Source organism: Candidatus Omnitrophota bacterium (assembly GCA_041650805.1).
In the GTDB taxonomy this organism is placed as follows: Bacteria; Omnitrophota; Gorgyraeia; order 2-01-FULL-45-10; family 2-01-FULL-45-10; genus JBAZKM01.
This window is the reverse complement of sequence record JBAZKM010000002.1, coordinates 95,114-117,722: the sequence shown is the minus strand read 5'-3', so window position 1 is coordinate 117,722 and position 22,609 is coordinate 95,114. Positions and strand designations below refer to the sequence as shown.

Below are 22,609 nucleotides of genomic sequence, written 5' to 3'. Positions count from 1 at the left end.
GTCCCGCTCCCGGGCCTGTGCGGTAAGAGCCGATATGACAAGTAAGATCTACGGAATAATAGGCCATCCGGTAAAGCATTCGCTGTCACCGGCGATGCAGAATGCGGCTTTCCGCGCCTCCGGCATCGACGCCGAGTACCGGACCTTCGATGTCGCACCCCACGAGCTTGAAGATTTCCTCGGATCTCTCGATAAGGAACAGATATCCGGCATCAACGTCACCATACCGCATAAGATAGGGGCAAAGGATTATATAGCCAGGCACGGCGTGCTGGACGAGAACGCGAAACGCCTCGGCGCCGTCAATACCATAAAGGTCACCGGCAGTAAGCCGGAAGGGTTCAATACGGACGGTCCGGGCTTCTACCGGTCTCTGGTGGAGGAGTTGAAGTTCGAGCCGGAGGGCAAGACGATACTGATACTGGGCGCGGGCGGCGCGGCGACGGCCGTTACCATGTATCTGGGGAACGGCCCGAAAGAGATATTCATATATGATGTCGACGGAAAGAGATGCGAAGACCTGAAGGCCCATTACAGCGGGTATTACGGCGTTGAGCGGCTGCATATAGTCAAAGGGTCTCTTGAGCGGGCCATAGAAGGGGCGGATCTCTTGATAAACGCTACCCCTGTGGGGATGAAGGAAGGGGATCCGTCGCCGGTTGATAAGGATCTTTTACATACGGGGTTATATGTATATGATCTTGTATATAACCGTAAGACGACCGCGCTTGTAGCCGAAGCGACAAAAGCGAAACTCCATGCCCTTACCGGGACAGGTATGCTCCTGTATCAGGGCGCTATTGCTTTCGAGATATGGACAGGGAAGAAGGCGCCGGTCGGTGTGATGCGCAGAGCGCTGAGGGAAGAGCTGAGTAAGCAAAGTTAGGGTATAGGGTATAGGGGATAGGGGATGGTTAATCTATTCGTATTCGTTATAGGGGCGGTGGTGGGGAGTTTCCTCAACGTATGTATATACCGCCTTCCGAAAGGCCAATCGATAGTGATGCCGCCTTCCCACTGTCCGAAGTGCGGTACAAGGATAGCCTGGTATGACAACATACCGTTCGTCAGCTATCTGTTGCTGAAAGGAAGATGCAGGGCATGCAGCCAGGCGATATCTTTCAGGTATTTTCTTGTAGAGCTCATTGCCGCGGCGCTCATAACGGCGTTATTTTTGAAATTCGGCTTAAACGAGAGGTTCTTTGCATATTCACTCTTAACGTCAGCTCTTATAATAGCCACATTCGTCGATCTCGAGATCGAAGAGATACCGGATGAGGTGACGATATCCGTCTTTGCGGCGGGCATAATATTCTCGGCATTATTCCCGTCCCTTTTCGGCGAGAGCGTCAAGTGGCGCGGCCTTTTGCAGTCCCTGGCAGGCGCCTTAGCCGGCGGAGGGGCGATATACCTCACGGGAGTTCTGGGTGAGATGGTATTCAAAAAAGAGGCGATGGGCGGCGGAGACGTTAAGTTGATGGCGATGGCGGGGGCATTCCTCGGGTGGGAGCTTGTGATCCTCGCATTTTTCATAGCGCCGTTCTTCGGTTCGATAACCGGTATCATCATGAAGATAAAACGCGGGGCGGAGACGATACCGTACGGTCCGTATCTTTCATTAGCCGTGCTCATAGCTATATTTTTCGGGGAAAGAATAATCGGGATGTTGTTCTACGGAGTTTAAAGGAGGCGATTATGCTACGATATTTGACCGCAGGTGAATCGCACGGCAAGTGCATGCTCACCATAATCGACGGCATGCCCGCGGGATTGCGCATAGATGAGAGAGCGATAAATGACGAACTCGCAAGGCGCATGTCCGGATATGGCCGCGGTAAGAGGATGCGCATAGAGTCGGATAAGGTGGAGATATTATCCGGCATGCGCAGGGGTCTCACCATCGGCAGCCCCATAGCCCTGATGATAAAGAATGTCGACCAGTCGATAGAGAGACTGCCCGCGGTGCTGGAGCCGAGGCCGGGCCATGCCGATCTCGGGGGTGTGCTTAAGTACGGTTTCCGGGACGCCAGGAACGTGCTTGAGAGGGCAAGCGCCCGCGAAACGGTGGCGCGGGTGGCGGCTGGAGCGGCAGCCAGGTCTCTCCTGAAAGAGTTCGGTATCAGGGTAGGGAGCCACGTTATAATGATAGGGCCCGTGGAGTCCGACGCCAGAGGCATGTCACTCGGCAAGATCATCACGATGTCGGAGCGTTCGATCGTCCGTTGTGCGGACCCCGATGCGGCGCGTCTTATGTGCGCGGAGATAGATAACGCTCTCAAGGCGGGTGATACGCTGGGCGGCGTCTTTGAGATCATAATAGAGGGTGTCCCCCCGGGATTGGGCAGTTACACGCAGTGGGACAGGCGTATCGACGCAAATCTCGCGCGCGCCGTCATGTCCATCCAGGCCGTAAAGGGTGTCAGCTTCGGCATAGGGTTCGAAGTCGCCAGGCGCAGGGGCTCGATAGTGCATGACGAGATATTCTATGATAAGAGAGACGGTTTCTGCAGGAGGACCAATAACGCCGGCGGTATAGAGGGCGGTATGACTAACGGCGAAGCTATCGTAATGCAGGCAGTGATGAAGCCGATATCGACGCTCAGGAAGCCCCTTTCCAGCGTTAATATAAAGACGAAGGCCGCCTTCAAGGCGGCGGTGGAGCGTTCGGATATATGCGCCGTGCCTTCGGCGGGCGTTATCGGTGAAGCGGTTTCGGCGCTTGAGGTCGCCAATGCGATGACGGAGAAGTTCGGCGGCGATTCTATCGCTGAGATGAAGAGGAATTATGAAGGGTATTTGGAGCAGGTGAAGAGGACGTAAGAGCTATCAGCTGTCAGCTCACAGCTATCAGCTAAAACAAAAACCTGACTGCCGTCAGGCAGGCTGATAGCTGCTGAAAGCTGAAAGCTGAAAGCTGAAAGCTGAAAAATTGAAGAACATTATACTCATAGGATTCATGGGAACGGGGAAGACGACGATCGCCACGGCGCTCGCGCGCAAGCTCAATATGCGTTATATCTCTACCGATGACCTCATTGAGAAAGAGGAGAAGTGTACCATAAACGAGATATTCACCCGGCAGGGAGAGGGGTATTTCAGGGAGGTCGAGAGCCGTATCATAGCGCAGGTCTCCGGCATGGAGAACGTCGTTATAGACGCCGGCGGCGGCGCGGTCATGCGGGAAGAGAACATCGCGAATATGAAGTCTAACGGCCTCGTCGTATGTCTCACAGCGGACGAAGAGACGATAATGAAGAGGACGAAGAAGTACAAACACAGGCCTCTTCTCAACGTGGAAGACCCGAAGCGCAAGATAAGGGATCTCCTCGCCAAGCGCGGGCCGTTCTACGCGAGGGCGGACTTCACCGTCGATACGGGCTCTCTCACAATACGCCAGGCGGTGGACAGGATAGCGGAGATGGTGACCAGGGCCCCGGAGGAGACAAAGGAATGATACGGAAGACCCGCATATGGATAGGAGCGACCCTCTTTCTCGTGCTTGCGTTCAATTATGTATTGATCGGGGTCCCCTTATTTCACAGGAAGGCGGCGGTAGAGGATAGGGCCAGGGCGATAATAGTCAAACAGGCGAAGGCCGATAAGGTGTTCAAGAATTCGGAGGAAGAGTATCTCCTCGATATATTCAGGCGCGAAAAGGCGGGATTGGAGCGTAATATACTGACCCTGAACGGGATCGGGGCCACCCTTGTCATACTGCTGGCGAGCTGGGTGGCGTTCGGGCTTATCGTGAAGAGGAAGTAAGTGGCTGGGTAATGACAATTAAGAAGATTCGAATTACAGACCCGGAGTATCCCGAGAACCTTAAGAATATTTATGATCCACCGAAGGTCCTCTACGTGAACGGGACGCTTCTACCGGAGGATAAACTGGCGGTGGCCCTTGTCGGTTCGCGGAGGGCGTCCCCGTACGGCATCGAGACGTGCGAAAAGCTTGCGTATGAACTGGCGGTCCGGGGAGTGACCGTAGTGAGCGGTATGGCGCGCGGGATAGATTCTGCCGCCCATAGAGGCGCTCTTATGGCCGGAGGGCGTACCGTTGCCGTAATGGGGAGCGGCCATGACAACATCTATCCCCCGGAGAACGAGGAACTTTACGGCCGGATCGCGGGGCATGGCGCTGTCGTGACGGAGTTCGAGGATGACGTAGCGCCGCTCCCGGGCAACTTTCCGCAGCGTAACCGCATAATAAGCGGCCTGTCGCTCGGTGTCGTGGTGGTAGAGGCGGCGCGCAACTCCGGCGCCCTCATAACCGCGAACTTCGCGCTGGAACAGGGGCGGGACGTTTTCGCCGTTCCGGGCAAGATCTCGTCGCGTACGAGCGCGGGCGCGAACGAACTTATAAAAGACGGCGCCAGGATGGCGGTCTCCGTAGACGATATCATGGAAGAGCTTTCTGTGCCTGATCTTAAAACGCTTTCCGGCGAGGCGGGACCGGAAAAGGGCGGGGCGATAGCCAGGATGACGAAGGCATATCTTTATAATTCTCTGACGGACGATGAAAGGAAGATATACAGGGTCCTGTCGGACGAACCGCTCTACATAGATGATATAATCGCAAAAGCGCGCCTGGTAGCGCCCAGGGCGTCGAAGGCGCTCCTGGGGCTTCAGTTGAAACGCATGGTCAAAGAGCTGCCCGGGAAACAATTCGTAAAAAAGGGAGATTAAATGGCAAAGAACCTTGTTATAGTGGAGTCGCCGGCGAAGGCGAAGACGATAAATAAATTCCTTGGAAAAGATTTCCTGGTCGTCTCCAGCATGGGGCATATAATAGACCTTCCCAAGTCGAAGCTGGGAGTAGACGTCGAGAACAATTTCAAGGCGGAATATATAGTGATATCCGACAGGAAGAAGAACCTGTCGGCGCTTAAGAAAGAGGCGAAGGATAAGAAGGCCATATACCTTGCTGCCGATCCTGACAGGGAAGGCGAGGCGATAAGCTGGCATATAGGTAATGCCCTGAAGGATAAGGAGAAGAAGTTCTATCGCGTGACGTTCGACGAGATAACGAAGGACGCGGTGGTCAACGCGTTCAAGCACCCGCGGGACATCGACATGAACCTTGTGAACTCCCAGCAGGCCCGCCGCATACTTGACAGGATAGTCGGATATACTCTGAGCCCGCTCCTCTGGAAGAAGGTCTCCAGGGGCCTTAGCGCGGGGCGGGTCCAATCTGTCGCCGTCCGCCTTATCGTCGAGCGCGAGGATGAGATAAAGCTCTTCAAGCCGCAGGAATACTGGGATATAGAGGCGGACCTTAAGAGGAGGGCCGATTCCGAAAAGGACAGATTCAGGGCAAAACTCGATAAGTACAGGGGCAAGGCGATAGAGATATGCCGTAAGGAAGACGCCGAACGCGCCGTAGAGACACTGAAGCGTGAAGTATATGTCGTCTCCGATATCCGGGAGACGAAGAAGAAGAAGAACCCGTATCCGCCGTTCACGACCAGTAAATTGCAGCAGGAGGCGTTCAATAAATTGAGGTTCTCCGGCGCCAGGACGATGCAGATAGCCCAGTCGCTCTACGAGGGAGTGGAGATAGGGAAAGAGGGAAGCGTCGGTCTCATAACCTACATGAGGACAGATTCCGTAAGGATATCGAAAGAGGCCCAGAAGGCGGCCAAGGATTATATACTGGAAAAATTCGGCAAGAGATATTATCCGGAAGTGCCGAATGTTTACAAGTCGAAGAAGTCGGCCCAGGAGGCGCACGAGGCCATAAGGCCGACCGTGCCTCTGATAGATCCGAACACCGTGAAGCACGTCCTCTCTCCCGACCAGATGAAGCTTTACCAGCTCATATGGAACAGGTTCCTCGCAAGTCAGATGACCCCGTCGCTCCTCTCCCAGACCACGGTCGACATAAAGGCGGGCGAGTATCTCTTCAAGGCGAGCGCGACGAAGGTCCTCTTTGACGGTTATGCCGCTGTCTATGAGGTCGAGGCGGAGGAGAAGGACGACAAGAGCAAACTGCCGATACTGTCGGTGGACGAGCCGCTCGACCTGGTAGAGCTCATACCCAGCCAGCATTTTACGAAGCCGCCCCCGCGCTATTCGGACGGCACGCTGGTGAAGGCGCTGGAAGAGCTCGGCATAGGAAGGCCGTCGACGTACGCCCCCATAATACAGACGATAGTCTCCAGGGATTACGTGAGGCGCGACTCCGGGTACTTCAGGCCTACGGAGCTCGGCACTATCGTTACGCGCCTTCTCATGGAACATTTCCCGAAGGTGCTCGATGTGGAGTTTACGGCGCGCCTTGAAGATGAGCTGGACGGCATCGAGGAAGGTGAGGCCGATTGGCTGATCGTGCTCAAGAGCTTCTACTCGCCTTTTATACATTCCGTCGAAGCGGCGAAGATCAACATGAAGGATATGAAGAAGGAGCTCACCGAGACGGACCAGGTATGCGAGCAGTGCGGCCGGCCGATGGTCATAAAATGGGGCAGGCGGGGAAAATTCTTGAGCTGTTCGGGATACCCGGAATGCAAGAACGCCAAGTCGATCACCACCGGCGTGAAATGCCCGAATGAGGGTTGCGCAGGTGAGCTTATAGAGAGGCGTTCCGTGCGCGGCATGTTCTACGGGTGCACCAAATACCCGGCCTGTAAATACACCTCGAGAAAACTTCCCGAAAAAGAACCGTCTGCATGATACAACGGCACATCGAAAAATTCATAAATTATCTGAAGGTCGAAAAGAACGCCTCGCGCCATACGATAATAAATTATACCATAGACCTTAATTCTTTCTCTTCCTTCCTGGGTGAAAAAGAGATCACGGATATAACCCACCTGGACCTGCGCAGGTTCCTGGCGGAGATGCGGGCAAAGAGCTATTCAAAGACGACCATAGCCAGGAAGCTCGCCTCGCTGAGGAGCCTCTTCAGGTTCCTGTACAGGGAAGGGTACATAAAGACCAACCCCATAACGTCGATATCTACCCCGAAGCTGGACAAGAAACTGCCGACATTCCTGGATGTCGATAAGATGGCCAGGCTTATCGAGGCGCCGGATGTGAGCCATATCTCAGGGTTGAGGGACAGGGCGATCCTGGAGACGCTGTACTCTACAGGCATGCGTGTGAGCGAGCTTGTCGGGCTGGATACCGATGATGTAGATTTTATAAGCGGGGTAGCGAAGGTCCTGGGTAAAGGGTCGAAAGAGCGGCTGGTACCGATCGGGGAGATGGCGACAGGGGCCATCAGGCGATATGCGGCAAAAAAGGCGGAAGCAAAGGTAAAGGATAAGGATGCCGTCTTCCTCAATAAATCGGGCAGGCGCCTGACGGATAGAAGCGTCCGGCGTATAGTGAACAAGTACATCCGCGCGTGCAGTATCGCGGAGTCGATATCGCCGCACTCGCTGCGCCACTCATTCGCGACGCATCTTCTTGACCGCGGCGCGGACCTGCGCAGTGTCCAGGAGCTATTGGGCCACATGAACCTGTCGACGACACAGATATACACGCACGTTACGACGGAGCGCCTCAAGGCGGTATACGACAAGGCGCATCCGAGAGCGTAAAATTCAGGAACGGGTGAGATGCTCTACGACATAGCGTTCTTCATATTCGCGGTATTCTATCTGCCCGCGCTCATATTCAGGGGAAAGTTCCACGGGGATTTCCGTGAGAGGTTCGGGGTATATGATGCCCAAAAGGCCCGGCGGCTGGGGTCCGGCAGGGACCGTATATGGATACACGCCGTCAGCGTAGGAGAAGTTTCCGTCTGTAAGGCGCTCATACCGGCCCTTAGGAGCGCATTCCCGGGGAACGGGATAGTTATATCTACGATAACGAGGGCCGGGAATAAGGCTGCCCTGAAGGCCTTTTCCGGGGACGCCATCATCCTATACCTTCCCCTCGATTTCAGGAGCACTGTCCGCCGCTCGCTCGATCTCATACGCCCGCGCCTCTTCATAATGGTGGAGACGGAGATATGGCCCAACCTGCTGCTTGAGCTCCATCGCCGGTCGATCCCGTCGGTGCTGGTGAACGGAAGGATATCGGACAGGTCTTTCGGCAAATACAGATTGGGCAGGGCCTTCTTGAAGGGGATCGTGGAGAAGATAAAGATGCTGTGCATGCAGAGCCGCCTTGACGCAGAGAGGATATCGGCGCTGGGAGCGCCGGAAGACAAGGTCCTTGTGACCGGCAATATGAAGTTCGATATGGTCTCCGCGGGTAAGGAGACCCCGGCAGGTGATATCAGGACGCTTCTCGGCCTGGGAGACGGGTCTATGCTTTTTGTCGCGGGCAGCACCCACGAAGGGGAGGAAGAGGCCGTTACGGAAGTCTTTAAAGACCTTCTCCGGAATTTTCCTGACCTGCGGCTCCTGATCGCGCCCAGGCATATCGAGCGGACCCCGTCCATAGAGGCCGTCATAAAGCGTTTCGGTTTTGATACGGTCCGCGTCTCTTCTCTGCTCAATTCTCAACACTCCCAACTCCCAACTCCCGACTCCCGACTCGTTTACCTCCTCGACACCATCGGCGACCTGCGCGACATATACTCTGTTGCCGGGATCGTCTTCGTCGGCGGTAGCCTTGTCAGACACGGAGGTCAGAACCCCATAGAGCCGGCCCTTTTCGGGAAACCTGTGATCTTTGGGCCGCATATGTTCAATTTCCGGGATGTGGCATCGGCATTTTTGCGGGAAAAGGCGGCGCTCCAGGTAGCGGATAAGGATGATCTCCTGCGTCAGTGCGGGTTCCTTCTGCGTAACAAGGCCGAGATTTCAAGATTGGGCGATAAGGCAAAAGAGGTGATCCTCGCGAATCGCGGAGCGACGGATAAGAACCTGGATGTGATACGGGCCCTGGTGGGCCGTTTTAAACAGGATATTTTATGAATATCATCGCGTTCATATATTCCCTTATGACGGAGACGGATAGGGGATCGTTCTGGACGGTCCCCGTCAAGTGGTTCTTGTATCTCGTCTCGCTCTGTTACGGGGCGGGGGTCTTTGTCAGGGCGCTATTGTACAGGTCAGGCATATTCCGGAGTCATAGAGCGCCCATGAAAGTGGTGAGCGTCGGTAACCTCACCCTTGGCGGGACCGGCAAGACGCCTTTTGTGATCATGCTCTCCCGACTTATTAAAGAGACGCTGCGCAGGGAAGGGAGCGTCCTTATACGGGGATACGGGTGGGATGAGCAGGCCATGCTCAAGAAGGCGCTTCCCGATGTGCCCGTGATCGTAGGCGAAGACAGGGTAAAGGGCGCGCACCGCTCCATCCGGCTTTACGGAAGCGAGATAGCTGTCCTCGACGACGGATTTCAATACTGGGAACTTTCGCGGGACCTTGAGATAGTGCTGGTAGATGCCAGGGACCCGTTCGGCAACGGCCATCTCTTCCCGAGAGGTATACTGAGAGAACCGAAGAGCGCCTTATCCAGGGCGGATATAGTGGTATTTACAAAGGTCAATAAAGCGAGATGCGACCTTGAGAAGGTAAAGTCGGAGATAAGACCGGTGAAAGAGGGGATCCTCTTCCTGGAAGCGGTCCACACGCCTAAATATTTTTATGATGTGAAGAAGAGGGATAACGTGCCACTCGAAAGCGTGAACGGGAAGAGGGTGATGCTCCTCTCCAGCATAGGAGACCCCGGCTACTTCGAAGATACGGTAAAAGACCTTAACGCCGGCATAGTTGAGCACCTGCGTTTCGGCGACCACCATAATTATACGGACAGGGACATGAAGTACATCGCGAAACGGTGCAGTGAGAGGAAATTCGACTGTATCGTGACCACCGAAAAGGACTTCGTCAAATTGACACGGCTCGGCCTCTATATAACCGATTGCCGCGTCATGGTCCTGGCGGTGGAGATGTCGCTCGTTTCAGGTAAGGAGGATCTCGTTGCTCGATTACATAGCGTATGTAGCCATAATAATCCTTAACAGGATATTCAGCATCATCCCCATAAGCGCCGCCCTGTGGTTCGGCCGCCGGATCGGCGATGCGGCGTTCTTCTTCAATAAGAAACGGCGTCTGATAGCGTACGCGAACCTTAAGGCGGCGTTCGCCGGGGAGAAAGGGCCGGCGGAGCTGAGGCGCATCACAAAGGGTGTTTACCGGAACCTCCTGCAGACATTCGTGGAGATACTCAACCTTACCAAGGTGGATAAGAAATACGTAGATACCTATGTTGAAGTCGTGAACATGAAGAGGATAGACGATGCCGCCGTCTCAGGGCGCGGCACGATGCTTTTGACGGCACACTTCGGCTGCTGGGAGCTTTCCAGTCTCGTGAGCGCCATAAAAGGATATCCCATATCGGTCCTGGCAAGGGAGCAGAAGATGAAACGGGTGAACGAGCTACTGAACCGGCTCAGGGAGTCGAAGGGGTGCACGGTCATCCGCAAAGGGATGTCGACCAAGAACCTGATACGCGCCCTCTACGAAAAGAAGATGGTAGGCATACTCTCCGACCAGGATGCAGGCAAGCAGGGCATGTTCGTCGACTTCTTCGGCCGTCCGACCTCAAGCCACTCCGGCCCTATGGAGATAGCGAAGAGGACGGATTCCGTAGTCCTGCCCAATTTTATCGTCAGGCAGAAAGGCCCTTACCACAAGTTATTTCTCGAAAAATATATAGATTTCAGGGATGCGTCTTCCGGAGACGTAAAGGATAACGCCCAAAGGTTCGCGAGTTTGCTCGAATCGTACGTCCGTAAATATCCTGACCAGTGGTTATGGCTGCACAAGAGATGGAAATCCACCCCCGTAAAAACGGTCCTGGTGTTGAACGACGGGCGGGTCGGCCATCTCAACCAGTCGCTGGCCATAGCCCTCATGATAAGGCAGCTCAGGGCGGAACGCGGTTACCGGCCCGAAGATACCGCGATCGTCACTGTCGACGTGCAGTATAAGAGCAGGCTTTCGAGGATGCTCCTGACCCTCTGTGCCGCGTCCTCGACCTGGAGGTGCCACGGCTGTATGCGATGCATGAGGAGCTTCCTCAAAAGAGATTCCTATGATAAGTTGATGTCCGTTTATGCGGATTTTGTCGTATCGTGCGGTTCGTCCGCTTCCCCGGTGAACGTCTTCATGGCCAGAGAGAATAATGCCCGGAATTTTGCCGTGATGAAGCCTTCATTCCTGGGCGCCGGGAAATTCAGCGCCCTCTTTGTGCCGCGGCACGACGGGATGCCGCATAGGCCCAACGTCGTCTCTACGGTCATCGCCCCGAACCTGATAGACGAGAAGTCGCTCGCGGAGTGCGGGAAACGGCTTTCCGCGGCGATGGCCCTGCCCGCGGACGGAAATTACGCGGGTCTGCTGATCGGCGGAGACACGCCGGAATTCATATTGACGCCTGAGATGATCGGTAAGGTAACGGATGAGCTTCTCAGATTTTGTGATGCGCATGGGGCGAGGCTTTTAGTGACCACTTCGAGGAGGACGCCTCCCGGCGTGGACCGTCTTCTCAGGGAACGCCTCGGGGGAGACCGCCGGTGCGCCCTGCTGGTGATAGCCAACGAAAATAATATCGATTCCGCGGTAGGCGGTATATTGCATCTGAGTAAGGCGGTGGCGGTTTCCGGGGAATCCATCTCTATGATATCGGAAGCCATAAGCGCGGGAAAGAGGACCGTGGTCTTCGAGCTCGATAAAAGGAGACAGGGACCCGTAAAACACGAACAGGCATTGCGGGCCCTGGCGCTGGAAGGATACATCTCCGTAGCGAAGCCCGGGGAATTATGCGGCACCATGGGAGATGCGTGGCTCGGCCCGGTCCCGGTCAAGAAGGTGAACGATAAAGAAAAGATATCCGAAGCTATACGCAGGATATTATAAGGGGCTGTAGGCCGAATATGAACATACTTCAGATATTGCCGGCACTGGATGTGGGCGGGGTGGAGACGGGAACGGTCGACCTCGCGCGTTATCTGGTCCGGAACGGCCATAAGGCCATCGTGGTCTCATCCGGCGGCAGGCTCGTGAGAGAGCTGGATGCGGCCGGGTCGCGCCACTATACTCTCCCGGTGGGCAAGAAGTCGGTCTTCAACATATTAAGGATGATCCGGGAAGTGTCGGATATCATACGGAACGAGGATATAGATATAGTCCATGCCCGTTCCAGGGTGCCGGCGTTGATCGCATTCTTTGCCTGCCGTATCACGGGCAGGGTCTTTATCACGACGGCACACGGCCATTACAAAAAACACCCGTTGAGCGAGGTGATGGGGTGGGGGCGGTACGTGATAGTGGCATCGAATATAATGGCGAAACATATGGCGTCGGACTTCGGCGTACCGCGTGAACGGATACGCCTGATACCCCGCGGCGTAGACGTGCAGAGGTTCAAATTCAGGGACCCCGTCTCCTGGCATCCTAAAGGGTTTACGGTAGGCATGGTCTCCAGGATAACCCCGCTGAAAGGGCACGCCGATTTCATAAAGGCGGTCTCTATACTCAACCGGAAGATCCCGCAGCTCAAGGCGCTGATAGTCGGCGAGGCGCCCAAAGAGAAGTATAAGGAAGAGCTCGAATTGCTGGTCAGGCGCCTTGGGCTTCACCGGACTATAGAGTTTTCAGGGGCCCGCCATGATATACCCAAGGTGATGGAAGATCTCGATCTCCTCGTATCGGCTACGGTGACCCCGGAGGCGTTCGGCAGGGTCATCATAGAGGCACAGGCCTCGGGAGTGCCGGTAGTGGCGACCAGGGTTGGCGGGGTGGTCGATATAATCGAAGACGGTAAGAACGGGCTGCTCACATCCGCGCTGAACCCGAAAGATATGGCCGAGAAGATGTACCGGTTGTATTCGGACAGGGCATCATGGATAAAGCTTGCCCTGGAGGGGAGAAAGAATGTCGAGGGACATTATGCCTTAAGCGACATGATGACCGGGACGGTCGCCGTATACGAAGAAGCGCTTAAGACGAAGAATATACTCGTGATAAAGATGAGCGCCCTGGGTGATGTCATATTGAGCATACCGTCGCTCCGGGCGATCCGCTCCAGGTTCCCCGACGCGCGCATAAAGGTCCTTGTGGGACGCGAATCGCGCGAGGCGTTGAACGGCTGTCCTTACATAGATGATAAGATCGTCTGCGATCTTAAAGGAAGGGACCGCGGTATAGGCGGATTATTACGGCTGGGCGGGGAGCTCAGGAAAAATTGTTTTGACATCGTTATAGACCTCCAGAACAGCAAGAAGAGCCACGTGCTGGCATTCCTGTCGTATGGGCCCCTGAGATACGGGTACGATAACCGTAAGTTCTCCTTTCTGCTTAACCGCCGGATAAAAGACGATGCCCCGTACCTGGACCCGATAGAGCACCAGTTCAGGGTCCTGAAGCTGGCGGGGATAAAGCCCGATAATAAGACCCTGGAGCTATGGCCTTCCGAAGCCGATGAAAAACGTATTGAGGAGCTCTTCAAAGAGAGCTGGACCAGCCCGGGCAGCCGGATCGTGGGCATACATGTGAGGGCATCTTCCCGGTGGCTCAGCAAGAACTGGCCTCCCGCTTACATAAGCGAATTGTGCGATCGCCTTGCGAAGGAGTTCAATATAAGGGTCGTCCTTACCGGGAACAGGGGAGATGAAGATATCGCCGCCCAGGTATCGAGGATGGCCAGGACAAAGCCGGTGATCGCCGCAGGGAAAACGGATATACTGGAGCTGGCAAGCCTTATAAGAAAGTGCGCCGTATACGTTACGCCGGATTCGGCGCCGATGCACATCGCCTCGGCGGTAGGGACGCCGTTCGTTGCGCTCTTCGGCCCGACCGACCCCGTGAGGCACACCCCTCCCTCAAAAGATTGCGCCGTCATCTGCAGGAGCGATGAGGTCAAATGCAGCCCGTGTTACAGCCCCAGATGCGCAAAAAATTTCAGATGTATGAAGAAGATAACGGTCGACGAGGTATTCGGGGCGGTAAAGAAATTTTTAGAAAGGTCCGGACAATGAAAGCGCTGCATGTCACAACGCATCTGAACATAGGAGGCGTCTCCAAGTATGTCGTCTCCCTGGCGCAGGCGCTTGAGAAGAAAGGCGTGGAGTGCATCGTGGCATCCGGCGGCGGCACTATGATGAAAGAGCTGGAAAGGTCCGGCATCCGGCACATAGCCGTTGACCTGAAGACAAAATTCGAATTCGGTCCGAAGGTCTTACGCGCCATTCCTGCCATCGCCGGGATCATTCGGGAGGAGGATATAGATATAGTCCACGCTCATACCCGCGTTTCGCAGGTGGCCTCGTTCTTTGCCGCGCGGCGCGCGAAAATCCCGTATGTCAGCACATGCCACGGGTTCTTCAAGAAAAGGATCGGCAGGCGGTTATTCGATTTCTGGGGTAAGGGAGTGATCGCTATAAGCCCTTCGGTGCGCGATAGCCTCGTCAAAGATTTCGGGGTGGCCCCGGAGCGGGTAGAGCTCATATACAGCGGCATCGACATCGACAGGTCTTCAAACGTCTATTCAGGCGCGGAGATCGAGGGCCTGAAAAGGGTCCTGGGCATAAAGGAAGGGCTGCCGCTCATAGGGACCATAGGCAGGGTCTCTCCTGTCAAAGGCCACGAATTTTTTGTAAAAGCGATAGCGGAGTTGCGTTCGCGCGGCAGGGTCGTGCAGGGGGTCATAATAGGGGACGGGCCGGACGAGGATAATATAAAGACGCTTGCAAGGGTCCTCGGGGTAAACGATCTTTTGTATCTGATAAGCGCCAGGTCCGATACGGCGAAATATATCGCCATCATGGATATCTTCGTCTTCCCGTCCGTAAAGGAGGGACTTGGGCTTGCGCTTCTGGAGGCGATGGCCCACGCCAAGCCGTGCATATCCTCGGATGTGGGCGGGATATCGGATATAGTCAGGGACGGAGAGAACGGTATACTGTTCCCCGCAGGAGATGTGAAGAAGTTGTCCGATTCCATAGGCATGTTGCTGGACGACCATGCTATGGGTGTACGGATAGGCCGTGCGGCCGGAGAGACCGTGCGCGGGAGATTTTCTATCGAGACGATGGCCGACAAGGTCCGTAAATTTTACGGCGAAATGGGAGGCCTTAATGCGGTTCCGTAAACGAGTTATAGCAGGCATCGGGCTTTTCGGGATCGCCGTTGCCGTCCTGGCAAATATCTTCTTTGCCTCGATCTGGCGTTTGCCCATCCTTATGTACCATTCCGTCGGTTATACCACTGACACGAGCGACAGGATGACCATCTCCCCGGAGATCTTCGAAAAGCAGATGAAGTATCTCCGCGACAAGAGGTACAACGTCGTCCCCATCGAAGAGGCGGTATCCCTCATGAACGGAGAAAAAAGGCCGCCGGCAAATACCGTTGCCATCACATTCGATGACGGGTATAAAAATAATTACAACTACGCATATCCCATACTGAAGAAGTACGGCATACCTGCCGCCATATTCGTAGTGACCGGGCTGGTAGGCGAAGAGAATTTCATGGATTGGGATGAAGTGAAAGAGATGTCGGATTCGGGCATAGTCGATATAGAGAGCCATACCTTATCGCACAAGTGGCTTACCGGCCTCGGCGATGCCGACCTGGAGAGGGAGCTTACAGTGTCAAAGGATGTCCTTGAGGCGCGCCTCGGTAAAAAGATAAGATTTCTCTGCTACCCTATGGGCGGTTATGACGAGCGGGTGAAGCAAGCGGCGCGCGCGGCCGGTTATGAAGCGGCATTCGCTACGAAGCCGAAGAGCATATCTAAATCCTATGACCAGTATGAGATAAAGAGGGTGAGGATATCGCCGACGGCCAATAACCTTTTTGTCTTCCGGATAAAGCTTTCGGGTTATCACGCCTTCTTCAGGGTGGTGCAGAACGATTATAAGAACGTGCCCTATATATTATGGAAAAAGTAAAAAAAATACTGATCGTAAACGTCAACTGGGTCGGTGACGTGATATTCTCAACCCCTTTCATAAGGGCCGTGCGCGAGGCCTGCCCGGACAGCCATATCGCATGTCTCATTCACCCGAGGTGCGCCGAGGTGCTGGAGGGCAACCCCAGGCTGAACGAGATAATCATATACGATGAAGAGGGGATCCACAGGAGCCTTCCGGGCAAGCTCAGGCTTATATCTTCGCTGCGCGCCGCCCATTTTGACACGGCGTTCATACTGCACAGGTCCGTCACGAAGGCCGTGATGACCATGCTTGCCGGAGTCCGCGAAAGGGTGGGTTATGCCGCGAAACGCCGGTCCGCCTTCCTCACTAAGGTGGTGGACGAGCCCGCGGAGGAAACACATAAGGTCGAATATTTTCTTAATATAGCAAGGGCATCCGGCATAGCGGCGCGGGACAACTCCTACGAATTCTTCATAAGCGATGCCGACAGAAGTTTCATTAAAGACCTGCTGAGGCAGAAAGGCGTGGCAGATAAAGATCTCCTTGTGGTGATGTGCCCGGGAGGGAACTGGGGGCCGAAACGCTGGCCTAAAGAGAATTTTGCACGGCTGGCCGATCTGTTGATAGATAAATATGGTGTAAAGGTCGCTCTTGCCGGCGCTACCAAGGATATAGTCCTTGCCGAAGAGATAAGCGAAATGGTAAAGCATGATATCATAATAACGTGCGGGGGGACTACCCTGAAGGGCCTCGGCGCGCTGCTGGAGCGCGCGGACCTTGTAGTGGCGAACGATACAGGGCCCATGCATACGGCTGTGGCCATGAAGACGAAGGTCATAGCGCTCTTCGGTCCGACATCCCCCGGGATAACGGGGCCTTACGGAAAGGGGAACTACCGCGTGATCTCGCGCCACGAAGGATGCGATATCCCATGCTATGACCTTTCGTGTACGGACAACCGCTGTATGGCCGCGATCCTCGTCGAGGACGTGTTGCGCGAGGCGGAAAGCATGCTGGCTGGGAGTTAGGGGTTGGGGGTTGGGAGTCAGGAGTCATATGGTAATAGATAGATCCAAGGTCAACAGGATACTTGTAATAACGCTCAGCAACGTGGGGGATATAATACTCACGACGCCCGTCATACAGCGGCTTAAGAAAGAGTTCCCCGGGGCGCGGCTGGACCTGATGGTCGGCCCGCGCGGGAAGGAGATCTTCGAACGTGACCCGGCGATATTTAAACTGCTGATCTATGACAAGCATATGTCCATCGCCGCGAAGCGGCGGCTTCAGCTGAAGTTGAAGCGCCTGCATTATGATTTCGTAGTAGACCTGCGGAATACGATATTCCCGTTATTGATAGGCCCTAAGTACCGCACAGGCACCATACAGAGATTCCCTAAAGAGATAGTGCGCAAGAGCCAGCGGCACCTGTACAGGCTGGAACCGTTCGGGATGGGTTACCTTGATGAGCCTTCATATATACATATACCGGAGGATGAAGATGAACGTGTCCTCGCCATGCTGAAGGAGAGTAAGATAGGCGATCCTGTGGTTGTCATAAACCCGGGGGCAAAGAGCCATTTAAAGAGGTGGCGGGGAGAGGGGTTCGCAAGGGTCGCCGAACGGCTTATGGAGGAATGCGGCACGGAAGTGGTCTTCGTAGGCGCCGGAGAGGATGCCCTGATAGTGGATGCCGTCATGAGAAAGATGGGCAGGAGGGCGCATAACTTTGTGGGCAGGACCAATATCCGCCAGCTTGCCGCTCTCCTGAAGAGGGCGCGTCTCCTCATCACCAATGACAGCGCCCCCCTACACCTGGCTTGCGCCGTCGGCACCAAGACCCTGGCATTATTCGGCCCTACGGACCCGAAAAAGTACGGTCCGACGGGGGAATTCGATATCGTAATAAATAAGAAGCTCGTCTGTTCGCCGTGCGAGAGCGCTGTGTGCAGGAATAATCTGGAATGTATGGCGTTGATCACCCCGGAAGAGGTCTTCGAGACGGCGAAGGAGATGCTGGAGGGATATGAATAGTCACCAGTCACCAGTCACCAGTCACCAGTTAAAAAAGCCGTCCTATAATAAAATTCTGATAATACGGCTGGACCGGATAGGGGATGTGGTGTTGTCTACGCCGGCTATGCGGGCGATAAGAGAAGCGTATCCGGCCAGCCATATCGCATGTATGGTAAGGCCTCACGCCGCAGATATAGTCATGGGCAGCCCCTATATAGACGAGGTCCTTATATATGATAAAGACGGCGCCCACAAAGGTCTCCGGGGGACATTGAGTTTCGCGGGCGCCTTACGCCGCTCCAGGTTCGATGCCGCTGTCATATTGCATCCCACCGGGAGGACGCACATCATCGCCTTCCTGGCCGGGATACCCGAAAGGATAGGGTACGATAAGAAATGGGGTTTTTTGCTCACCAAGAGGCTGCCGCATCTTAAGCAGCTTGGGATGAAACACGAGAGCGAATATACGCTCGATATAGTGCGCCATATGGGCATAGAGCCCAAAGACCTCTCGTTGTACATGCCGCTTTCGCCTGAGAGCGAGAAGAAGATAGATTCCATATTTGCCGGGAACGGCATAAGAAGAGAAGATACGGTGATCGTGTTGAACCCGGGCGCCAGCTGTCCGTCAAAGAGATGGCCCTGTAAGAATTTCGCGCAGCTCGGAGAGGTCCTGTGCGATAGGTTCAGGGCAAAGATAGTGGTGGCGGGCGGAAAGGGAGACGTGGAGACGGGCAAAGGAGTGGCAGGTTCCATGAAAGCGGGAGTTCTGGACCTTTCGGGAAAGACGACGGTGGCGGACCTGGCGAGCATCTTCCGGCGCTCAAAGCTGCTCATATCGAACGACTCCGGCCCGGTCCATATCGCCTGTGCGGTCGGGACGCCCGTCGTCGCGATATTCGGAAGGAACGACAGGGGGCTGTCGCCGGTAAGATGGGGACCGTCCGGCAAGGGTGATATCGTGCTGCATAAGGACGTCGGCTGCGGCGTCTGCCTTGCGCACAACTGTAAGATCGGCTTCAAATGCCTCGAAGCGGTCACCGTCGAGGAAGTTGTTGCGGCGGCAGGGAAAATATTGAAAATAGATAATGCCAAATGACCAATTGCAAATGTCAAATTAATTTCCAATTAACAATTTCAAATGGTGCCATCATTTTTGCCGTTATTCTGTTGACGGTATCGTGCATCGTCGGGAATGCGGGGGCGGACACGGTCTATTTCGAGAACGGCGGGTCGATCGAAGGGATAGTGACGAAAGAGGATGAGCATAATGTGGAGATAAGCGTCGGCTTCGGCACGGTTACGTGCGGGAGGACGCAGATAAGGAAGATAGAGAGGTCCTCGCCGGAAGAGGCCGGCCGTATGCAGGAAGAGTGGACAGAGAAACGTAAAGAGATGGAGAAACAGGAGAAGGAATTCCGGGAGGCAAGGGAGAGACGGTTCGATGAATATGAGAAATGGGTGAAGGAAGAGCGCGAGAGGAAAAGATACAGGGAAGAGTTCGGGGTCAGGGAGATCGAGATCACCCAGGATATAACATCCAGGAGCATCCTGGTAGATACCGTACTGAACGGCAAGACCGGCGCAAGGCTTGTCCTGGATACGGGCGCCTCCATAGTCGTATTGTCAAACGATATGGCCCGGCGGCTCGGCGTGGACCTCTCGGACCGGACTAAAGGGATGGTGGAATTACGCCTGGCCGGTAACCGGCGCATACGCGCGAAGATGATCATCCTTGAAAGCGTAATGGTCCAGCATATAGAGGAGAAGAAAGTCATGGCGGCCATCCTCACGGAGGATACGCCTGATACCGGTTTCGGGGACGGGCTTCTGGGCATGTCATTCCTGAACAGGTTCAACCTGAGGATAGATCTTAAGAACATGAAGATCTTCCTGGAAAAGTTAAAGAGGGAGCAGGCGTGAAGGACTTTGCGGTAAGGATAGCTGTCTTCGCTCTCATTGCGGCAGCGCTCGTCGCAAGCCGCCATGCGTGGCTCCCCCTGCCGGCAACGTTCCTTGCGGTAAGAGACAACGTTCAGAAGGCCGATTGTATAGTGCCCCTTAACGGCGACATGGAGCCGAGATTCAGGAAGGCGTCGGAACTTTACAGGGAAGGGTATTCAAAAAGGATAGTCATATCCCTGCTGCCGGAAGAGGAGAGCTTGACCGAGGAATGGAATTTCCGGACCAGCATACTGGCGATGAAGAAGGTGCCGGAAAAGGAATTCATAGAAGCCGTATTCGCGCACTTCGGGGTCCCTGCGGCGGACATCCTCGTCACGGGTAGGGACGTGACGTCTACATACGAAGAGGCCGTCGCCGTAAAGAAGGTTATGGAAGAGATGGGCCTCAAGTCGCTCATAGTGGTCACGAACGGTTATCATATGAGGCGTGCGCTCATGACGTTCGGCCTCGTCTTCAGGGGGACGGGTATAAAGATATATAACTTCGATGCCGGCGGGCATGAATATGATCCGCATAGATGGTGGCGTAAAGAGGTGGATGTGAAGATGGTATTCCAGGAATATCTGTCTATCCCGTATAATCTCTTTTATCATTTCATACTCAACAGGTCGAGGACATCGTTCGATTCGTACTAGGCAGGTAAGAAAGAGAGGGGCCCTTTGAAGATAGGCATAATAGGATTGCCGCAGGTTGGGAAGAAGACCTTATTCGAGCTCCTGACCGACCATACGTTGTCTGAAAAGGAGCTCGTCTCCAACAAACCGATAAAGGGGGTCGCCGAAATAAAAGATGCGCGTTTTGACCGCCTGGTCGGCATGTATAAGCCGAAGAAGTCGGTGAGGGCAAGGATAGATATAGAGCTTCTCCCCAAGCTTGAAAAGGAGACGATCGCAAAAGGGGACATATTCGCGGACATAAACGAGCTCGATGCAGTATGCCACATCGTGCGGGCATTCCGGGACGATTCCGTATACCATGCGAGCGGGTCCGTCGACCCGAAGCGCGATATAGACGCCATCAACGCAGAGCTTATACTCCACGATCTCCTCTTCCTGGAGAAGCGCCTGGAGAGGATAGACCAGAAGATCAAGCAGATAAAGGACGAGGCGTCCATAAAAGAGAGAGAGATCCTTATCAAGATGAAGACGCACCTCGACAAAGAGCTGCCGCTCCGCCTGCTGGACCTCTCCCAGGACGAGCTCAAGGCGATATCCAGCTATCCCCTCATAACGCGCAAAGAGATGCTCGTGGTGTTGAACGTCTCCGAGGACGATCTTGCCAAAGCCGATCTCCTGGAGCCCTTAAAAGAGGCGTACCGGCAGGTGAGGATAGGGATGATGCAGGTGTCGGCGAAGGTCGAGCGCGAGATCTCGAAGCTTGAATCGGCAGAAGAACGCAAAGAGTTCCTGGGGTCGCTCGGCATAGAAGAGCCTGCGGTGAACCTGCTTACGCGTCTTCTGATCACGACGCTTCGCCTCATATCGTTCTTTACGGTAGGCGAGGACGAGGTGAGACAGTGGAATATACGCTCCGGCTCGACCGCGCCCGAGGGGGCCGGAGCCATCCATACCGACCTTCAGAAGGGGTTCATACGCGCCGAGGTGATCAAGTACGGCGACCTTGAGGCGCTGGGGAGCGAAGAGAAGGTGAAAGAGGCCGGTAAATTTTACCTGAAGGGCAAGGACTATGTCGTGGAGGACGGAGACATCCTGACCATACGGTTCAGCGTATGAGAGTTACCGGCCGCCCCACCCTCACCGCGGAGGGTTAATTGAATTGACGCTAAAATACATTCATGATATAATTTCGCATAATATTTTCATATTACTATAACGGTGAGATGATATGGCGCGAAAGAGAATAGACCTGACAAAGATAAAGACGATCCCGCTTAACGCGCGGAAGTGCAAAGTATCGATAAAGGACTTTGCGGGGCTTACGGCGAAAGGGTCTTCCTTTGCCGATTTTTATGCCGCCCTTCCCGACATACTGGTCAGCAGCGATCTCAAGTCCCTCGTCGATGCAATAGTCGATGCCCGCCGCAGGAAGAAGATGGTCATAACGATGATGGGGGCGCATGTCATAAAGTGCGGCCTGTCGCCGCTCATAATCGACCTGATGAAGCGCGGGGTGGTAAAGACCGTGGCGCTGAACGGCGCAGGCATAATACACGATACCGAGATAGCGATGATAGGGCGGACCAGCGAAGATGTCGGAGAGGGCATCCTGGACGGCTCTTTCGGTATGGCGCGGGAGACGGCCTCTTTCATAAACGAGGCGATAAACAGGGGTTTCACCAAAGGCATAGGCATAGGAGAGGCGCTCGGCGGACAGATCGCCAGGCAAAAGCTCCCGAACAAAAAATTCAGCATACTTGCGGCCGGCTACGAACTGAATATACCGGTGACCGTCCACGTTGCGATAGGGACCGATATCATACACCAGCACCCGTCGGCTAACGGTGAGGCGATAGGGGAAGGGTCGCTGCTCGATTTCAGGAACTTCATCTACAGCGTCTCCCGCTTGGAGGGAGGGGTTGCCCTTAATTTCGGTTCGGCAGTGGTCCTACCCGAGGTCTTCCTGAAAGCCCTTACGGTCTCAAGGAATCTTGGCCATAAGGTCGAACATTTCACCAGCGCCAATTTTGACATGATACGGCAGTACAGGCCGTCCCAGAACATCCTATCGCGGCCTACTTCGAAAGGCGGGAAGGCCTACAACATAATAGGCCACCACGAGATAATGATACCGCTTCTCTACCGCTCGGTCATAGAGAGACTTTAGC

The 22,609-nt window shown here is 54.7% G+C and carries 21 protein-coding genes; all 21 read left to right on the top strand.

The window, feature by feature from the left end; translation table 11 throughout:
- Positions 1-34: 34 nt before the first annotated feature.
- The 21 genes from aroE (at position 35) to WC515_01985 (ending at position 22,608) form a co-directional block, all read left to right on the top strand.
- Positions 35-886, top strand: coding sequence for a shikimate dehydrogenase (gene aroE, locus WC515_02085; protein ID MFA5146155.1), 852 nt, complete (start codon positions 35-37; stop codon positions 884-886).
- Between the two features lie 24 nt (positions 887-910).
- On the top strand, positions 911-1,684 hold the full coding sequence (locus tag WC515_02080) for a prepilin peptidase (protein ID MFA5146154.1): 774 nt from the start codon (positions 911-913) through the stop codon (positions 1,682-1,684).
- A gap of 11 nt (positions 1,685-1,695) precedes the next feature.
- The gene (gene aroC / locus WC515_02075) at positions 1,696-2,820 is read left to right on the top strand and encodes a chorismate synthase (GenBank protein MFA5146153.1); all 1,125 of its coding nucleotides are present in this window, start codon (positions 1,696-1,698) and stop codon (positions 2,818-2,820) included.
- A gap of 109 nt (positions 2,821-2,929) precedes the next feature.
- Positions 2,930-3,454: a shikimate kinase gene (locus WC515_02070; protein MFA5146152.1), complete on the top strand. Its 525-nt coding sequence runs from the start codon at positions 2,930-2,932 to the stop codon at positions 3,452-3,454.
- Positions 3,451-3,762 carry a hypothetical protein gene (locus tag WC515_02065; GenBank protein MFA5146151.1) on the top strand — a complete coding sequence of 104 codons (312 nt, stop codon included), beginning with the start codon at positions 3,451-3,453 and terminating at the stop codon, positions 3,760-3,762. Before WC515_02070 ends, WC515_02065 begins: the two co-directional genes overlap by 4 nt.
- A gap of 11 nt (positions 3,763-3,773) precedes the next feature.
- Positions 3,774-4,685: a DNA-processing protein DprA gene (gene dprA, locus WC515_02060; protein MFA5146150.1), complete on the top strand. Its 912-nt coding sequence runs from the start codon at positions 3,774-3,776 to the stop codon at positions 4,683-4,685.
- Positions 4,686-6,671 (top strand): type I DNA topoisomerase, encoded by a 1,986-nt coding sequence (topA, locus tag WC515_02055; GenBank protein MFA5146149.1) that lies wholly within the window; start codon positions 4,686-4,688, stop codon positions 6,669-6,671. It abuts the gene before it with no gap.
- Positions 6,668-7,543: a tyrosine recombinase XerC gene (gene xerC / locus WC515_02050; GenBank protein ID MFA5146148.1), complete on the top strand. Its 876-nt coding sequence runs from the start codon at positions 6,668-6,670 to the stop codon at positions 7,541-7,543. Before topA ends, xerC begins: the two co-directional genes overlap by 4 nt.
- Before the next feature lie 18 nt (positions 7,544-7,561).
- Positions 7,562-8,869, top strand: a complete 1,308-nt coding sequence (locus tag WC515_02045) for a 3-deoxy-D-manno-octulosonic acid transferase (protein ID MFA5146147.1) — start codon at positions 7,562-7,564, stop codon at positions 8,867-8,869.
- The gene (gene lpxK / locus WC515_02040) at positions 8,866-9,921 is read left to right on the top strand and encodes a tetraacyldisaccharide 4'-kinase (GenBank protein ID MFA5146146.1); all 1,056 of its coding nucleotides are present in this window, start codon (positions 8,866-8,868) and stop codon (positions 9,919-9,921) included. Before WC515_02045 ends, lpxK begins: the two co-directional genes overlap by 4 nt.
- Positions 9,881-11,821: an ELM1/GtrOC1 family putative glycosyltransferase gene (locus WC515_02035; protein MFA5146145.1), complete on the top strand. Its 1,941-nt coding sequence runs from the start codon at positions 9,881-9,883 to the stop codon at positions 11,819-11,821. Before lpxK ends, WC515_02035 begins: the two co-directional genes overlap by 41 nt.
- 17 nt (positions 11,822-11,838) lie before the next feature.
- Positions 11,839-13,941, top strand: coding sequence for a lipopolysaccharide heptosyltransferase II (gene waaF / locus WC515_02030; protein ID MFA5146144.1), 2,103 nt, complete (start codon positions 11,839-11,841; stop codon positions 13,939-13,941).
- Positions 13,938-15,053 (top strand): glycosyltransferase family 4 protein, encoded by a 1,116-nt coding sequence (locus WC515_02025; protein MFA5146143.1) that lies wholly within the window; start codon positions 13,938-13,940, stop codon positions 15,051-15,053. Before waaF (WC515_02030) ends, WC515_02025 begins: the two co-directional genes overlap by 4 nt.
- Positions 15,040-15,858: a polysaccharide deacetylase family protein gene (locus WC515_02020; GenBank protein MFA5146142.1), complete on the top strand. Its 819-nt coding sequence runs from the start codon at positions 15,040-15,042 to the stop codon at positions 15,856-15,858. Before WC515_02025 ends, WC515_02020 begins: the two co-directional genes overlap by 14 nt.
- Positions 15,846-16,871 carry a lipopolysaccharide heptosyltransferase II gene (waaF, locus tag WC515_02015; GenBank protein MFA5146141.1) on the top strand — a complete coding sequence of 342 codons (1,026 nt, stop codon included), beginning with the start codon at positions 15,846-15,848 and terminating at the stop codon, positions 16,869-16,871. The genes WC515_02020 and waaF (WC515_02015) overlap by 13 nt, the downstream gene beginning before the upstream one ends.
- A gap of 28 nt (positions 16,872-16,899) precedes the next feature.
- Positions 16,900-17,877: a glycosyltransferase family 9 protein gene (locus WC515_02010; protein MFA5146140.1), complete on the top strand. Its 978-nt coding sequence runs from the start codon at positions 16,900-16,902 to the stop codon at positions 17,875-17,877.
- On the top strand, positions 17,870-18,958 hold the full coding sequence (waaF, locus tag WC515_02005; GenBank protein ID MFA5146139.1) for a lipopolysaccharide heptosyltransferase II: 1,089 nt from the start codon (positions 17,870-17,872) through the stop codon (positions 18,956-18,958). Before WC515_02010 ends, waaF (WC515_02005) begins: the two co-directional genes overlap by 8 nt.
- Positions 18,959-19,029: 71 nt before the next feature.
- Complete coding sequence (locus WC515_02000; protein MFA5146138.1) at positions 19,030-19,782, top strand: retropepsin-like aspartic protease; 753 nt, start codon at positions 19,030-19,032, stop codon at positions 19,780-19,782.
- Complete coding sequence (locus tag WC515_01995) at positions 19,779-20,459, top strand: YdcF family protein (protein MFA5146137.1); 681 nt, start codon at positions 19,779-19,781, stop codon at positions 20,457-20,459. The genes WC515_02000 and WC515_01995 overlap by 4 nt, the downstream gene beginning before the upstream one ends.
- Positions 20,460-20,483: 24 nt before the next feature.
- Positions 20,484-21,557, top strand: coding sequence for a redox-regulated ATPase YchF (ychF, locus tag WC515_01990; GenBank protein MFA5146136.1), 1,074 nt, complete (start codon positions 20,484-20,486; stop codon positions 21,555-21,557).
- A gap of 112 nt (positions 21,558-21,669) precedes the next feature.
- Positions 21,670-22,608, top strand: a complete 939-nt coding sequence (locus tag WC515_01985; protein ID MFA5146135.1) for a hypothetical protein — start codon at positions 21,670-21,672, stop codon at positions 22,606-22,608.
- Position 22,609: the final 1 nt, after the last annotated feature.

Coding starts and splice junctions, on each gene's coding strand:
- WC515_02010 (MFA5146140.1), top strand. CDS start 16,900: ATGGTAATAGATAGATCCAAGGTCAACAGGATACTTGTAATAACGCTC.
- WC515_02045 (MFA5146147.1), top strand. CDS start 7,562: ATGCTCTACGACATAGCGTTCTTCATATTCGCGGTATTCTATCTGCCC.
- waaF (MFA5146141.1), top strand. CDS start 15,846: ATGGAAAAAGTAAAAAAAATACTGATCGTAAACGTCAACTGGGTCGGT.
- xerC (MFA5146148.1), top strand. CDS start 6,668: ATGATACAACGGCACATCGAAAAATTCATAAATTATCTGAAGGTCGAA.
- aroE (MFA5146155.1), top strand. CDS start 35: ATGACAAGTAAGATCTACGGAATAATAGGCCATCCGGTAAAGCATTCG.
- WC515_02025 (MFA5146143.1), top strand. CDS start 13,938: ATGAAAGCGCTGCATGTCACAACGCATCTGAACATAGGAGGCGTCTCC.
- WC515_02080 (MFA5146154.1), top strand. CDS start 911: ATGGTTAATCTATTCGTATTCGTTATAGGGGCGGTGGTGGGGAGTTTC.
- WC515_01985 (MFA5146135.1), top strand. CDS start 21,670: ATGGCGCGAAAGAGAATAGACCTGACAAAGATAAAGACGATCCCGCTT.
- lpxK (MFA5146146.1), top strand. CDS start 8,866: ATGAATATCATCGCGTTCATATATTCCCTTATGACGGAGACGGATAGG.
- aroC (MFA5146153.1), top strand. CDS start 1,696: ATGCTACGATATTTGACCGCAGGTGAATCGCACGGCAAGTGCATGCTC.
- dprA (MFA5146150.1), top strand. CDS start 3,774: ATGACAATTAAGAAGATTCGAATTACAGACCCGGAGTATCCCGAGAAC.
- WC515_02065 (MFA5146151.1), top strand. CDS start 3,451: ATGATACGGAAGACCCGCATATGGATAGGAGCGACCCTCTTTCTCGTG.
- topA (MFA5146149.1), top strand. CDS start 4,686: ATGGCAAAGAACCTTGTTATAGTGGAGTCGCCGGCGAAGGCGAAGACG.
- waaF (MFA5146144.1), top strand. CDS start 11,839: ATGAACATACTTCAGATATTGCCGGCACTGGATGTGGGCGGGGTGGAG.
- WC515_02020 (MFA5146142.1), top strand. CDS start 15,040: ATGCGGTTCCGTAAACGAGTTATAGCAGGCATCGGGCTTTTCGGGATC.
- waaF (MFA5146139.1), top strand. CDS start 17,870: ATGAATAGTCACCAGTCACCAGTCACCAGTCACCAGTTAAAAAAGCCG.